Consider the following 14,054-nt stretch of genomic DNA (forward strand, 5'->3'; position numbering starts at 1 on the left):
TTTAAGAATCATTTATTGTCGCTTGCTGACCAGCTAATGCGGATTGAGTTTCGATGAACGCACTGATTATTACCTTTGGCGTGCTGATGTTCACCTTGGTGATCCTGGCACTGGTGTTGCTGATCCTGGCCGCCAAGAAACAGCTGGTCGCCTCGGGACCGGTGAAAATCACTATCAACAACCAGAAAGAGATCGAGGTCCCGGCCGGCGGCAAGCTGTTGGGCGCCTTGGCCGACGCCGGCGTGTTCGTGTCCAGTGCTTGCGGTGGCGGGGGAACCTGCGCCCAGTGCGAAGTCCACGTGCACAAGGGCGGCGGTGATATTCTGGCAACCGAAAAGAACCATATCACGCCCAAGGAAGCTCGCGAAGGCAAACGCCTCAGCTGCCAGGTGGCGGTCAAGCAGGACATGGACGTCGAGGTGCCGCCCGAAGCCTTCGACACCAAGAAGTGGGTGTGCAAGGTTCGCAGCAACGACAACGTCGCGACGTTCATCAAAGAACTGGTGTTGGAACTGCCGGCCGGCGAAGAGGTGGCGTTCCAGGCCGGTGGTTACATTCAGATCGAATGCCCGCCGCACGAAGTTCGCTACAAAGACTTCGACATCGACCCTCGCTTCCACGAGGACTGGGACAAGTACAACATCTGGCAGTACGTCAGCAAAGTTGAAGAGCCGGTGGTGCGGGCCTATTCGATGGCCAACTATCCCGGCGAACAGGGCATCATCATGCTGAACGTGCGTGTGGCCAGCCCTCCGCCCCGAGCACCCGAAGGCACGCCTCCGGGCAAGATGTCCAGTTACATCTTTAACCTCAAAGAGGGCGACGAAGTTACGATCAGCGGCCCCTACGGCGAGTTCTTCATCAAGGACACCGAGGCCGAGATGGTTTACATCGGTGGTGGGGCCGGAATGGCTCCGCTGCGAAGCCATATCTTCGAACTGTTCAAACGCGGTAAGACCGATCGCAAAGTCTCCTACTGGTACGGCGGTCGGAGCTCCCGCGAATTGTTCTACGTCGATCACTTCCGCAAGATCGAAGAGGATTTCCCGAACTTCAAGTTCAACATCGCGCTCAGCGAACCGTTGCCCGAAGACAACTGGGACGGCTACGTCGGTTTCATCCACCAGGTGCTGCTGGAAAACTACCTCAAGGATCATCCGGCCCCCGAGGACATCGAGTACTACATCTGCGGCCCGCCGATGATGAACGCGGCGGTCTTCAAGATGCTGGACGACCTGGGCGTGGAGCCCGAGAACATCGCTTACGACGACTTCGGTGGTTAGGATCAACTGATGCGGCGCTCACGCAGGGTGGAGACGAGCTGTTGGAGCTCGGCATTCGCACGAATCGCCGGGTCGCTCAACATGCGTCCCCCCAGCGCCGAAGCGTCCAGCCCGCGTGCGTCCAGCCCGCGTGCGTCCAGCCCGCGAGCGGCCAGCGCGCGAGCGGTCCTAGCGGCCGCCGGTTTGGGGCTGTTGATCTCCCTGACGGGCTGTGGTCCGCCGGCTTCCGAAGCGCCGGCACCCGCCGGGGCGCCGGCTGCTGAAACACCGCGGGACAGCGCCGGTGGCGAGGCCGCGGCCGAACCGCGCGGGAGCGGTGCTGCGGATGCCGCCCAGCCGATCACCGTGATCGAGGCCCGCGGTCGCACCATGGGCACCACCTATTCGGTCAAGATCGCCAGCCCACCGCCGACGCTGCCCGAAGCCTGGCAGTTACAGGTCGACGCGGAGCTGCGGCGGGTGAACGACCAAATGTCGACCTACCTGAAATCGTCGGAACTGAGTCGTTTCAATCGCTCGCAGTCCACCGATTGGTTTGAGGTCTCGCCGGAGACAGCCGAAGTCGTGCAGTATGCGCTGGAGGTGTCGCGGTTGACCGAAGGCGCGTTCGACGTGACGGTCGCTCCGCTGATCAATGCTTGGAGCTTTGGCCCCGAACAGCGGACCAACCAGCCGCCGTCGGAGGCCACGCTGCAGCGGTTGCTCGACCAGGTCGGCTATCAATCGCTCGAAGCGCGTCTGGAGCCGCCGGCGCTGCGCAAGGGAAAGCCCGAGTTGACCGTGGATTTGTCAGCGATCGCCAAGGGTCACGGCGTGGATCGTGTCGTGGATCTATTGGCCGGTTTCGGGTGCGAACACCTGTTCGTGGAAATTGGCGGCGAGGTGCGAGTGGCCGGCGGCCGCGGCGACCGAGACTGGGGAATCGGCGTCCAGCAGCCCGACGGCCAATCCAATCAGATCATGACCGCCCTGCCGCTGGCCGATGGAGCCGTGGCCACGTCGGGCGATTACCGCAATTTTTTCGAAGCCGACGGACAGCGATTTTCGCACACCATCGATCCCCGCAGCGGGCGCCCGGTGCAGGATCCCCTGGCCTCGGTGTCGGTGATGGCGAACAATTGCATGAAAGCCGATGCCTGGGCGACGGCGATCAACGTGCTGGGACATCGCGAGGGGCTGCGGGTCGCTCGCGAACAACAGCTCGATGTGATGTTGATTGTGCGCGAGGGTGACGGTTACGTGTCCGTAAAAACAGGAGTCTTCGATGGATAGCGGTGTGGTGATGACGCTCGTCGGCATCACGTTCGTAGCGTTTCTGGTGGTCCTGGGAGCGATGGCCGTAGGCGTGATGTTCGGCCGGCGGGCGATCAGCGGCTCCTGCGGCGGTTTGGCCAACCGCACCGACGCCGAAGGCAACACCAAGTGCAGCCTGTGCGAGAACCCCAGCGAGGCCTGCAAAGAGCTGAAGAACCGCATGGACACGCCCCAGGAAGACCCCGTCTAGAGTTGCCAGAGTCGCCTTTCGCTCCGCCGAAAGTAGCTGCAGACAAACTTTCGCGGAGCGAAAGGCGACTCTCTCCAAACTTTCGCGGAGCGAAAGGCGACTCTCTCCAAACTTTCGCGGAGCGAAAGGCGACACTTCTCAACTTTCGCGGAGCGAAAGGCGACACTCTCCGCCGAAAGACAGTCTCGGCCCCTCTTGCCGGCACAACCCCACCAAGCCTTCCTCTCCCGCCGGCGTCGCTGGCCGATCCGTCGCTTTTCTCGGGTTGTCGCCGCAGCGACGGTTTCACAGCGACGTAGATTGCAGTGCATCCCAAACCGTAAACGTATCTTCCGGTGCGCTAGAGAGCCCCACAGATGACCGAATCCACGCAAGCCTGCGTCCGCACCGACCAACGCTTTGTCGTCTCCGGCGACGTTCGCGTGCCCGTCGCGGTCGCTGCGGGCAAGCACTGGGACCAGCCGTGTTGCCGGGGGCAATTAAACGACGTCAGTGCCAGCGGATGCCAATTGCAAGTCGACCGGCAATTGCCACCGGAGACTTCGGCGGTGATCGTTCGGATCGAGAAACCGGACCGGGCGTTCGCGATGGAAGTCGCCGCCCGGGTTTGCTGGCAGCGGCAAAGCAGCGTCGGCCAATTTGCGTACGGCCTGCGTTTTCGCCGCGTGCTGCCGGAGGAGATTTTGCAGACGATGATCCTGCGGGGCATCGTCTCGCGGCGGGACAATCTTCGCCAGCCCGTGCGGTTGCCGGTCGAGGTCCATTTTCAACTGGTCTCCCAGCGGCCGGTGCAAGCGGTCGTGGTGGACGTGTCCGAGGGTGGTGTCCAGTTGCATTCGCCGCGCCCGCTGGACGTCGGACAGCGTACGCTTGCGCGACTCGGCGGCGGCCAGGCCGCGATGTTGCGCGTGGTTTGGTCGGTCGCCGCGGGCGACGCACACCGGGCCGGATGCGCCTTTCTGAATGTCGCTTCCAAAGACACCCTTCACGCGGCGGTTTGAAACGTTTTGACGCGTTTGACCGCTTTGCAATGCTATTGCCGGGCGATACGGTAAGCGTTTCTCGACAGCTTCTGATTCTCGGAGTGTTTTGAAATGGCCGCCCGAATTCTCGATGGCAAACAGACCGCGTTGAAGATCCGCGAAGAGATCGCCGCGGAGGTCCGTCAGTTTGTCGATGCTGGTGGACCCACACCCTGTTTGGCGGCGGTCTTGGTTGGCGACGACCCGGCCAGCCAGGTGTACGTTCGAAACAAGCAGCGAGCCTGCGAGAAGGCCGGCATCGAAGGACGCCTGGATCGCTTGCCGGCCGACGTCAGCCAGTCCGAATTGCTGGACGTCGTGCGGCGTTTGAACGAGGACGACGGTGTGCACGGCATCCTGGTCCAGTTGCCGCTGCCACGCGGACTGGACGAGCGTCTCGTGCTGGACATGGTCGACGCTCGCAAGGACGTCGACGCATTCAATCCCTGCAACGTTGGCTTGCTGATGCAGGGTCGGCCGCGGTTTCTGCCCTGCACCCCCGCCGGCATCGTCCAATTGCTGCATCGCTACGAGATTCCGACCGCCGGTAAACACGTGGTCGTCGTCGGCCGCAGCGACATCGTCGGCAAACCCATGGCGATGCTGTTGGCCGCTCGCGACGGATCCTGCGGCCCTTCGGCGGCCAACGCCACGGTGACGCTGGCTCACAGCCGGACCGCCGATTTGGCCGAGGTCGTCCGCAGCGGCGACATCGTGATCGCCGCCGTGGGCCGGCCCGAGATGATCCGCGGCGAGTGGCTCAAGCCCGGCGCCGTGGTCGTGGACGTCGGGATTAATCGCGTGGAAGACCGCTTGGTGGGCGACGTCCACTTCGACGAAGCCATGGAAGTGGCCTCGGCGGTTACCCCCGTTCCCGGCGGCGTCGGACCGTTGACGATCGCGATGCTGCTGGGCAACACCCTGGCGGCGGCGCGGGCGATCCATCAGTCCCGGAATTCTGGCTGAGGTCAACACGCTGCGTCGGCGGCCCGTCGATGTAGTCGAAAACGCATGGTTTATCTGAGCCGTTTGGTCGATAGCCCCGGTTTGGTGCTGTCGAAACCGAGGCTATCGCCTAAACGGCTCACTGATCCGACAACGCGTTCGCATCGCTGGCCTCGTGCTCGGGGGCGAACCATTCGATCAAAGCCGGCAACAGGAACAGGTCGGCAACCAGGGCGACCGACAGAATTGCCACCAGATAGGTTCCCAGCATACTGATCGACCAATAGGCCGAGATGGCCAGCGGCAAGAAGCCAAACATCAGGATCAGCGTCGTTCGTACGATCGCCGCACCGGCGTGCTGCATGGTCGCGACAATGGCCGCTTCGCGATTTCCCGAGACTCGCATCTCACGGCGGTAGCGAGAAAGGAAATGTATCGTGTCGTCCACGGCCAGCCCCAACCCCAAGGTCGCCACGCCCAGGATGTCACTGTCGGCGACGTCGGTGTGCCAGGCCAACATGCCGCCCAGGCTGGCCAGCGGTATCAGGTTGGGCGGGATCGCCAGCAGGCCCAGACGGATCGACCCTAGTCCCAGCGACAGGACCAGCACGATCATCCCAAAGCTGACCGCAAAGCCGTACAAGTGCCCCTGAATGATCTGAGCTACCGCGCTTCCGATCAGCGGTGCAGAGCCCTTTTGCTGGACATCGATCGTCGCGGGCAGTTCACGGTGGGCGCGAGAGAGGATCTCCGTACTCATCCGCTGCAGCTCCAGGTAGGACGTGACCGGCACCTGCACGACGATCCGCAGGGCCGAACGATCGGGGGTCACGAGACGCGCTACCGCCGATTCGTCGATGGCCGCGGCAAGCCGAACCAGGGCCCGAGCATGTTCGGGCGACTCCGGGATTCCGTCATCGGAGGCCGGGTCGATCTGAGCGAGCATCTGGCCGACGACATCGGCGATCGAATCGACTCGCGAAACGGTCAAATCCTGTTGATACGAAGCCCCCAGTTCGCGCATCGCGCGAAAGCTTTCCGGCGACAGCAGTTCCGACGGTGGACCCGTCAGGACCAACTCCACCGCGTACACGCCGCCGAATTCATCGATCAGGAACTGGGTGCTCTGCGCGATCGGGTGTGACGAGCGGAACCGGGCGTGGATGTCGGGATCCAACCGCAGACGGCTGCCAGCGAACAGGCCCGTCGCCAGCAATACCAGAAATAGCCCGCACACCAGCCGTGGCCAACGCATTCCTATCCGGGCGGCGGCCACGGCGATGCGCAGCGTCCGCTGCGAAGACTGCGGGACCACTTGCAGCGTCCTGCCGATGCGGTGCAGTCCACAGAGCATGATCGGCACCAGGACCACGCTCAGGATCAACGCACTTGCAACCCCCACGGCGGCAGAGATTCCGAACTGGCGAATGGTTTGCGAGGGAACCAGGCTCAGCGACGCAAAGCCAATAAACGTCGTCAGACTGGTCAGCGCACAGGCACTGGACATCTCGCGAAACGTTTTGCGCAAAGCAACGTCGTGCGAACCTTCCTCTCGAAGATCCACCGAGTAGGCCGAAAGCAGATGAATGATGTCTCCGGTACTGATCACCGCGACCATCAGCGGCACGGCTACCGTCAGCACCGAAAAGCTGCCGTACAACCATTCGCCGAAACCGATGCCCCACAGCACGGCGACCGTCGCGACCACCGCGATGATCGCAATAGGCTCCAAGCGGCGAAACAATACGAACACCATCACCATGATCATCAGTGCGCCCAGCGGCAGGAGCCGCCTCAGCGTCAGATAAATCTGATCCATCGACGCCGTTTGCAACGCCATCAGCCCCGACCAGTGCAGGGCTTCGGTGCCGACGCTGTGTCGCCGCAAGATCGAACGGACGTCCGCGAGCAGTCGATGCTGCGTGGCAAGCGGCAGCCGATCCGGGCGGTCCACTTCGATCAGCATCAGGTGACTGCGTCGGTCGCGCGACAGCAGCGGTTCGGCGGCCTCCTGACGATCGGCCAGCCACCGCGTCAGCTGAGCGAGTTTGGCGGCGGGCCATTGACGCTGCTCGGAGATGCGCCGTGGCAGCACCGCTTCGACGCGCGGCAGCGTCTCGGGCAGCTTGCCGTCCTTCAGCATCACGCTGAGCGCACTGCGCCGCGCAATCTCTCGCACGCCGCCGCTTCGGGGCAGGTCCAGTACCGGAAGATCGTTGATCGTCGTCACCGATCGGATCAGCGGCAAGCGTTCGATTTCATCGCTAGCTTCTCGCAGCGACAGCAGCTTCGGTGCCGTCCATAGCGCGTCGCCTTCGACGGCAGCGACATAGATCAAGCTGTCCGGATTGCCCGCGAACCAGGACTCCAAGTCCATCGCCGACTCGTACTCTTCAGCCGTATCGACGAACGACTCGGCGAGGCTGGGCGTGAACTCGGTCCGCCACACCTGCCGTGCGGCCAGCAGCGTCAAGCCCGCCACAACCAGCACGATCAACCACTGTAAGCGAAGGATCCCGCGGAGCAGTCGATCGGCCAGGAGTGGCGGCGAGGAAGGAGGGGGAAGCGGTCGGTCCGGCATCGCAATTGTCGTTAGGGGATAAACGCCAAGTGGCGTCAAGCAACTGTGCCGAGCATCGGACCGTGTTCCTTCTGCTACTGCTTGGCCATTGCTGAGCTCGAAGTGCGGAACAGGCCGTCGACATTGTCCGGGCGACCGACGAAGGCTGTCAATTCGGGCGAGGACTTTGCGCTATCGCCGCCGGGCGGTAAGCTCGGTGGCTATCCCAGGTCGGCAACCTGCAGACCACCGTGTATTAAACTACGGACAGGAGGATGACCCTCCACAACCTGCTGCAAGCCATCTTTGGGTATTGCGAATAGACGGATGAGGCAAAAATGGCCTTAGAAATCAAGGAATCTACATGTGTCGCTCGCGGCACATTCAACATCTACATCTTCCAGCCAGGATGGATTGCTGAGACGTTGATGCAAATGCCGGAAGGAACGGAAGGCAAGTTTAGCACCGACCTGAGCCAGCCGGGATTGCAGGCCAGTTTTGATGCCCTGGGGCTGGTCTGCACAATTCGCCCAGATTCGGCGATCGTTACCTGCAGCTCTCCGAACTATGATTGTGGAATACCCGTAGCTCGGATAATGACGGAGCTGCCGCACACGCCTGTCAAAGCGGTGGGGAACAATTTCACGTTCGAATGCGAGCGTGACGACACCAAGCTTAAGAAAGGGCTCGATGACGCCTTTTTGTTTGAGCGGACGAACCTTTCAGGGGTTACTAGGTCCGATGTTGGCGGAGCAATCGAGCGAGATGGAACAACCATCAATCTCGCGCTATCCCGCACTCCCAAAAAACTTACTCTTGGTGTGAATGTTCACCGCTCTACTGCAAAAGCTGCTGATGCTGCCAGGGCTGCTGAGGCGTTTCGTACCGACCGCCGGACGGTGGTCGAGTTAGCTATGGAGGTTTTCGAACTGGAGGTGAAGGATGATTAAATACTACCCCGACCACGAAACCGATATTTCGCAGACCAACGAGCTACAGCAGGGCAATTGGCAGCAGCGAATGTTCGTCCATGTGGTCCGCCAAGACAAAGGGGTACAAGTGCTGAACGTGGCTTGCACCCCCTACCTGCAGATTCCCCCGGGTGAACTATTAGTTCCGGAACTTCACAACGGAACTAATGATTATCTTACCGCTGAGGAGCTTGACGAACTTGCCAAAGGGCCGCAGGTTTCGTGCGATGAACCCGGCTGGGATTACTGAACTCAAAGGCAGTGAGCGGGTGCTATGGCTGGTCCAAGGCTGCAGCGTGGATCGGTTATCCTCGCGGAGGTTAGAGACCCAAGGGGGAAGAACCCTAAAGCCAGGCCGCTGGTTGTGCTTAGTCTTCCAGAAGATGCTTAGTCTTCCAGAAGATATTGATTCAGGGAGGGACTTGGTTTGCGCAGCCGTAACTACCTCTGTCCCTGATCCACTAGAGCCTGATTGCGTACCGCTACCGTGGTCACGGGGTCACAGTCTAACAGGCCTAGACAAGAAAAACGTCGTGCGATGCAGGTGGATCCGTTCCATCCCGCAGGATTCGATCATCAAAATCCTCGGTTGTGTTCGCGAGAGTCATTTTCTGGAGATTACGGAAACGATACGACGCGTTAAGTTATCAAGCTAACCTGCCATCCCGTTCCCACCCCGGCGCGTCCGCTTCCCGCTCCCATTCGGCAACCAGTGCCAAACCATCGCAGACCGATTGCACCGCCCAATTCAGCATGTCAGCCACGGTTGCCGCGTTGCTGGCCAGAGAGACCGCAGACCGCAGACCGGTCACTCGCACCGTGTCCGGCGTGCTTGGATCCAGCACCGCCTCAACATGCGGCGGCAAGCGATTCAGCAGTCCCTACAGTCGCGACAGGGTGGTCACGGCCGGGGAAGCAATCGGCGGCGATGCAACGATCAGCACCGCCGCGGGGCATCGGCTTGTGGTCGGATCGCCGCCACGGTGCCCCCTGGGACTGGCGGAAGCTCAGCAAGACAAAGCGGGACGAGTTGCGATGATGCCACGGGCCCAAAAGAAAACCCTCCGCCGATCGGGCCGGCAGCGGGTCGCGTTCTAAGTGAAGTTTTTGGGCGAGGTCAGTCCTCCCCGTAATCTTGCCAGCGTGGGTATTCCTCGAAGCCTTGCAGCGACACCTACGGTTCACTGTTCAGCGTCTTACCGAATAACCACGTTCGGTATTTCTTCTTCCAGGTGCATTCGGTCCAGCCCCACTGCTTGCGGATGAGGTAACCGAGGACGATTCCAGCTTTGCAACTGACAGACTCGAAAGTTCGTTCGGCGTGATGAAGATTCGGTTAGCGTAAAACGCTTTGCAGTGGGCTGCTTCTGCGGCGGGAGGGTACCGACCGTAGAGGAAGCAGCCCGCTGCGACACGGGCTTCGCACGATGCATCCTATCGAAGCTGCTAAGTGGCCGTCGATGATGGTATTGTGTCTGCCTGCGACCGGTCAGCTTCGTCGATAAACAAGTCAGCGTCAGCTGATCTGGCAAGCAGCTGCAAGCTTGTTAAAATGATCGCCCGGACGCCCGGCGAAAGCCGACAAGCGTCCACCGGATGGGTGGCCGAGTGGTCGAAGGCAGCAGTCTTGAAAACTGCCGTAGGTTTGCGCCTACCGTGGGTTCGAATCCCACCCCATCCGCTGCATCGGGGCGAAGAATGCAGGGCCTGACTCTGCTCAGGTGTCCCGCCGGTTCCGATTGATCGACCGCGCGATCTTTTGCAGGCCGGCTGTCGATGCCACGGCATGTTAGACCCAAAGCGCCCGCAAGGCGGCAACGACGGAGATGGCGATGAGTCGGCAAGCAACCATACGGCGGCCCGGCGAGGGGCAGAGGATCGGCGTCGTGGGCGACGTGTACCGGGTGCTCGCTACCGGCGCGGAGACGGACGGCAAGTACGCGACGATCGATGCCGTCGTGCCGCCCGGCGGCGGTCCGCCTCCGCACACCCACAGCCGTGAAGAAGAATCGTTTCTCGTCCTCGAAGGCGAGATCGTCTTTCAAATCGACCAGCAGCGAATCGTCGCTGGCGAAGGCACGTTTGTGAACATGCCGATCGGTAGCCTGCATTGCTTCAAGAACGAAAGCAACCGGACTGCTCGACTGTTGATCTCGGTCGCTCCGGCGGGACTGGAGCAGATGTTTCTCGAGGTCGGGCATCCCTTGGCCGATGATGCCGAGAACGCGTCGATGCCAAGCGAGGCGGACATCGCGAAATTGGTCGAAGCCGCAGGCCGGTACGGCGTCACAATCCAGACGCCTCCGCAGTAGCCGGCGGCAGCGACGCCTCCCCGCTCGACGCTTGGCGTTTCACGTCTCCACGCGCTGCGATGCTTTCACGTCCTGCATGGGGCTGGAGAGGCTCCGCGCCGGTCGCGGCGAGTAGAAGGGGATGCCGCTGCAACGGTAGACCTCGTACCGCTGGCCGTAGGCCTGGCGAAGACGAACTTCTTCGTGCCACGAACCGATCACCAGATACGCCGTGGCGGCGGTATTGAAGGCCAACAGCTTCGTCGTCATCCGATACAGGCCGTTGCGGTTGCGCTGGCCCAAAACATCTTCGGCAGTTTGCTTCGCCGCCCGACTTGCCAGGGCGCTGTGGAGCAGTCCAAACGCGCCCACGGCGGCGGCGACCTTGACCATGCTGCGTAACATTTCGTTCACCTCTCAAGCGGGTAGGCAGGATTGATTGGGGGAAGCGAGTAACCGTGGCGAACGCCAATACGGCTGATAAGCCGAAAGACTCCTGCCCATCTCCAGCCCGCAAAGGCAACCCCACCGGCTGGAAGCCCATGTCACATCGATGCTTAACGGTTCAGGACCCCGGCGGACAAGAATTCGCTGACGCGTTTGGCGACTTCATCGGGGCGGTCGACCATCACAAAGTGCCGGGCATCGGACAGGGGCACGAATTCTGCGTTGGGGATGTCCGTGGCCAAACGGCGGCCGAAGCGGATGTCCTGGAACTTGTCGTCCTCGCCCCATAAGACCAGCGTCGGAACGTCGATCGACGGCAGCAGGTGGGAGATCTCGGTGGTCTGGTTCGTGTTCAGGGCCGCGGCGTTGCGGACCAGCGACCGCTTGCCGACCTCGGTCCGGTAGGGTGCGAGCAACGCTTCCAAGAAGTCGCTGTCGGGCGATTTGGCAAACCCGCTTTTGAGTGCCAGGGCCAGCCCGCCGATCGTCTTGGATGCCGACACCAGGCGATTGGCCGACGGATGGCCGAACTGCAGCATCAATTCGATGGGCCAGGAATCGTAACAGACCGTGTTCATCACACACAGCTGCGAGACGCGCTCCGGATACAGCGTGGCCAGGCGGAGCGCGACGCCACCGCCGATGTTGTGGGCGACGATCGCGGCCGATTCGATGCCCAGCTGGTCCAGCCAGCGATCGATCGCGGCGGCTTGCCGGTCGATCGAACGGTCGAAGCAATCGCGTTGGTCAGAGAATCCGAATCCCAGCAGGTCCGGCACCAGCGTTCGCCGCTGCGCTGCGACTTCGGGTATCAGGTCTTTCCACAGGTAGCCCCAGGTGGGAATGCCGTGCAGCAACACCACCGGGTCCGCTTGGCTGGCCGCGCCGGCGCTTTCGTCGGTTCGATCGATGTAGCTGAGAAACCGATCCCCCAGCCGCGTCACCCGCTGCTGTGCTTGATAAGTGCGCCAGTTCATACGTGCTTGCCTTGGTTGGACTGGAATTCAGAGAATAAAAACCTACTCGGGCAGGGTCCGGTACGAGGCCGGCCATGGAGACTCGCTCAGACGATCGTCGTCCACGAAGTCTCGCAAACACAGAGCGATGTTGAGGATCAAGCCGGGGAGCAGGCATTCAAAGGCCGCGGTCGTCTCGATCGCTTTGTCGACATCCGCGCCACCCGCTTCGAGCGTGCGGGTGGGCAGGGATATCGGCAGCGGCAACTGCCCAGCCAGCTGCCGGGATCGATCACGCAACCGGTCGGCCGCGTCGGTATAGTCCTGTTGTTGCGTAACTGGTTTGAGCGACCGCCACATGGCCTTCAGATAAGCCGGCCAGAGAGCCATGGTGCGGTAGTCGCTGTTCACCGATTTCAGGTCCAGCGTCTGCTTGATGTCGTCGAAGACCTCCTGCACCGTCGTGTCGTCCGGCTGCTCGTCAACCATGGCCATGGGATACATGTCCGGTGGCGCACCCGGGGTCACGCGGCGAGGCGTTTTGGATACGTCGGCGAAGCTGTCCGGCGCGTGGAGCTCGCCATCCAGAGCCAGCTTGACCGTCGATGTGAACAACAGCAGTTTGGGGTTCACAAAATGGTACAGCTTGAGGGCTTCGTGCAACTGAAAGGCTTGGCTCTCTCCCAAGCCCGCCGCCGGGTGTGCCTCGAGCCTCGACAAACGGATCGCCGATGCGGCCGCGGTGGCTCGCAGCTCGTCGGCCGACTGTTCGAACGTATCGGTTCCGCAGTTGGCTTTCAGCGGATCCCACAGCAGCGGCAACAGATGATCCTGAGCCGCCCACGTGCGGAAGTTCAGATTCACGCCGCTGACTCGCAGGGTCGGTTGGATCTCGGCGTAGACGCGTTCGATCTCGCCGCTCGCTTCGTACTCGTCGATCGTGCGTTTGCTCAGACCTAGCATCGGTTTCCTTCGACAGTGTGGACGGGCCGCGGTGGGATCACTCGATTGAGATGGTTTTCCCGGCATACCGCCGCAAACCTTATGCCGGCTTGGGGGCTATCGGCCAAACGGCTGCCGCAACCGGGGCTATCGCCCAAACGGCTCATTCGTAACGGCTTATAATCGCCGGAACGCAACTTGGAATTTCTGGACACACTCGAGGAGATAATGATGAAGCTTTCACGCCGACAGTTTACGGCTGCCCTGGGAGTGAGTGCGGTCGCCACCGCAGCAGCGCCGCTTGGCGCCGACGACAGCAAACCTGCGCCGCTGCGAGTGATCGCCTACAACATCTACAAGGCGACGGGTTGGCCGAAACAACGCTCCCTGGCAAAACGAGCCGTGGAAGAAAAGCAGATGGCCGAGCGGTTGGCGATGGAGCTGGCCCTGCACGAACCGGACATCATTAATTTTTCCGAGTCGCCCAGCGAAGCGATGACCAAAGCGGTCGCCGAGCGGCTGGGCATGCACCACGTGCGCTTCCCCAGCGGCGGGCACTGGCCAGGCACGCTGCTGAGCAGGTACGAAATGACCGATAGCGAGAACACACCTTTGGGCGGCGAGCGGCCCAAGGACTTGTTTACCCGGCACTGGGGCCGCGCCACGGTCCACGTCGCCGGACGCGATCCCTTAATCGTTCACTCCGCGCACCTGTACCCGACGCCGGATCCCACGGTTCGGCTGAAGGAGGTGCGAGCGATGATCAAGGCGATGAAGCCGGATCTGGACGCCGGCCGATCGATGCTGTTGATCGGCGACCTGAACCATGGTCCCGATAGCGAGGAATACCAGCTGTGGATGGACGCCGGCTGGGTCGACACCTTCGCCCAGGTCGGCGAGGGCGAGGGGCCCACGATTCCTGCCGACACGCCCAAACACCGCATCGATTACGTCCTGGCCACCGGGCCGATCGCCCAGCGGACCAGCGAATCCAGGCCGTTGTTCGAGGGCGCGTTTCGATTAAACATCCAGGACGAGAAATCGTTCGCCCTCAGCGATCACCTGCCCCAGCTGGCGGTTTTTCAGTAGCGGCAGAAATCTTTTGACAAAGCCCGACGACAACACCCTCGCGC

Annotated in this window: 13 protein-coding genes and 1 tRNA gene; 10 read left to right on the top strand and 4 right to left on the bottom strand. The window is 61.7% G+C overall.

Translation table 11 applies throughout. The annotated features are described in order from the left end of the window. Positions 1-53: 53 nt before the first annotated feature. The 5 genes from nqrF to folD all read left to right on the top strand — a co-directional run bounded on the left by nqrF (position 54) and on the right by folD (position 4,775). Positions 54-1,283 (top strand): NADH:ubiquinone reductase (Na(+)-transporting) subunit F, encoded by a 1,230-nt coding sequence (nqrF, locus tag GE027_RS02335; protein ID WP_153555558.1) that lies wholly within the window; start codon positions 54-56, stop codon positions 1,281-1,283. Positions 1,284-1,364: 81 nt separating this feature from the next. Then, positions 1,365-2,555, top strand: a complete 1,191-nt coding sequence (locus GE027_RS02340; protein WP_162006540.1) for an FAD:protein FMN transferase — start codon at positions 1,365-1,367, stop codon at positions 2,553-2,555. Then, the gene (gene nqrM, locus GE027_RS23270; RefSeq protein WP_237607190.1) at positions 2,548-2,787 is read left to right on the top strand and encodes a (Na+)-NQR maturation NqrM; all 240 of its coding nucleotides are present in this window, start codon (positions 2,548-2,550) and stop codon (positions 2,785-2,787) included. Before GE027_RS02340 ends, nqrM begins: the two co-directional genes overlap by 8 nt. 356 nt (positions 2,788-3,143) lie before the next feature. Next, entirely contained in the window at positions 3,144-3,788 is a 645-nt protein-coding gene (locus tag GE027_RS02350) for a PilZ domain-containing protein (RefSeq protein ID WP_153555560.1), read from the top strand. A 93-nt stretch (positions 3,789-3,881) separates the two neighbouring features. After that, on the top strand, positions 3,882-4,775 hold the full coding sequence (folD, locus tag GE027_RS02355) for a bifunctional methylenetetrahydrofolate dehydrogenase/methenyltetrahydrofolate cyclohydrolase FolD (protein WP_153555561.1): 894 nt from the start codon (positions 3,882-3,884) through the stop codon (positions 4,773-4,775). A 118-nt stretch (positions 4,776-4,893) separates the two neighbouring features. Here folD and GE027_RS02360 read toward each other — a convergent pair whose 3' ends face one another. Continuing rightward, on the bottom strand, positions 4,894-7,335 hold the full coding sequence (locus GE027_RS02360; RefSeq protein WP_153555562.1) for an efflux RND transporter permease subunit: 2,442 nt from the start codon (positions 7,333-7,335) through the stop codon (positions 4,894-4,896). Between the two features lie 317 nt (positions 7,336-7,652). On the opposite strand from GE027_RS02360, the gene GE027_RS02365 reads away from it, so the two are divergent. From GE027_RS02365 to GE027_RS02380, 4 genes are all read left to right on the top strand, one after another. Next, the gene (locus GE027_RS02365; protein ID WP_153555563.1) at positions 7,653-8,264 is read left to right on the top strand and encodes a hypothetical protein; all 612 of its coding nucleotides are present in this window, start codon (positions 7,653-7,655) and stop codon (positions 8,262-8,264) included. Then, a complete protein-coding gene (locus GE027_RS02370; protein WP_153555564.1) occupies positions 8,257-8,535 on the top strand; it encodes a hypothetical protein in 279 nt (92 codons plus the stop codon). Before GE027_RS02365 ends, GE027_RS02370 begins: the two co-directional genes overlap by 8 nt. A gap of 1,344 nt (positions 8,536-9,879) precedes the next feature. Next, positions 9,880-9,966 (top strand) — tRNA-Ser (locus GE027_RS02375). Positions 9,967-10,117: 151 nt separating this feature from the next. Further along, positions 10,118-10,597: a cupin domain-containing protein gene (locus tag GE027_RS02380; RefSeq protein WP_153555565.1), complete on the top strand. Its 480-nt coding sequence runs from the start codon at positions 10,118-10,120 to the stop codon at positions 10,595-10,597. 39 nt (positions 10,598-10,636) lie between these two features. Here the strand turns inward: GE027_RS02380 and GE027_RS02385 are convergent, their stop codons facing one another. The 3 genes from GE027_RS02385 to GE027_RS02395 form a co-directional block, all read right to left on the bottom strand. Then, positions 10,637-10,981, bottom strand: a complete 345-nt coding sequence (locus tag GE027_RS02385) for a hypothetical protein (protein WP_153555566.1) — start codon at positions 10,979-10,981, stop codon at positions 10,637-10,639. A 152-nt stretch (positions 10,982-11,133) separates the two neighbouring features. Further along, positions 11,134-12,000 (bottom strand): alpha/beta fold hydrolase, encoded by an 867-nt coding sequence (locus tag GE027_RS02390; protein ID WP_153555567.1) that lies wholly within the window; start codon positions 11,998-12,000, stop codon positions 11,134-11,136. A gap of 42 nt (positions 12,001-12,042) precedes the next feature. Next, the gene (locus tag GE027_RS02395; RefSeq protein WP_162006541.1) at positions 12,043-12,942 is read right to left on the bottom strand and encodes a halocarboxylic acid dehydrogenase DehI family protein; all 900 of its coding nucleotides are present in this window, start codon (positions 12,940-12,942) and stop codon (positions 12,043-12,045) included. A gap of 210 nt (positions 12,943-13,152) precedes the next feature. Here GE027_RS02395 and GE027_RS02400 point away from each other — a divergent pair, with 210 nt between their 5' ends. After that, positions 13,153-14,010, top strand: coding sequence for an endonuclease/exonuclease/phosphatase family protein (locus GE027_RS02400; protein WP_153555569.1), 858 nt, complete (start codon positions 13,153-13,155; stop codon positions 14,008-14,010). Positions 14,011-14,054 lie beyond the last annotated feature (44 nt).

The sequence above is a fragment of the Roseimaritima sediminicola genome (assembly GCF_009618275.1).
GTDB classification, from domain to species: Bacteria; Planctomycetota; Planctomycetia; order Pirellulales; family Pirellulaceae; genus Roseimaritima; species Roseimaritima sediminicola.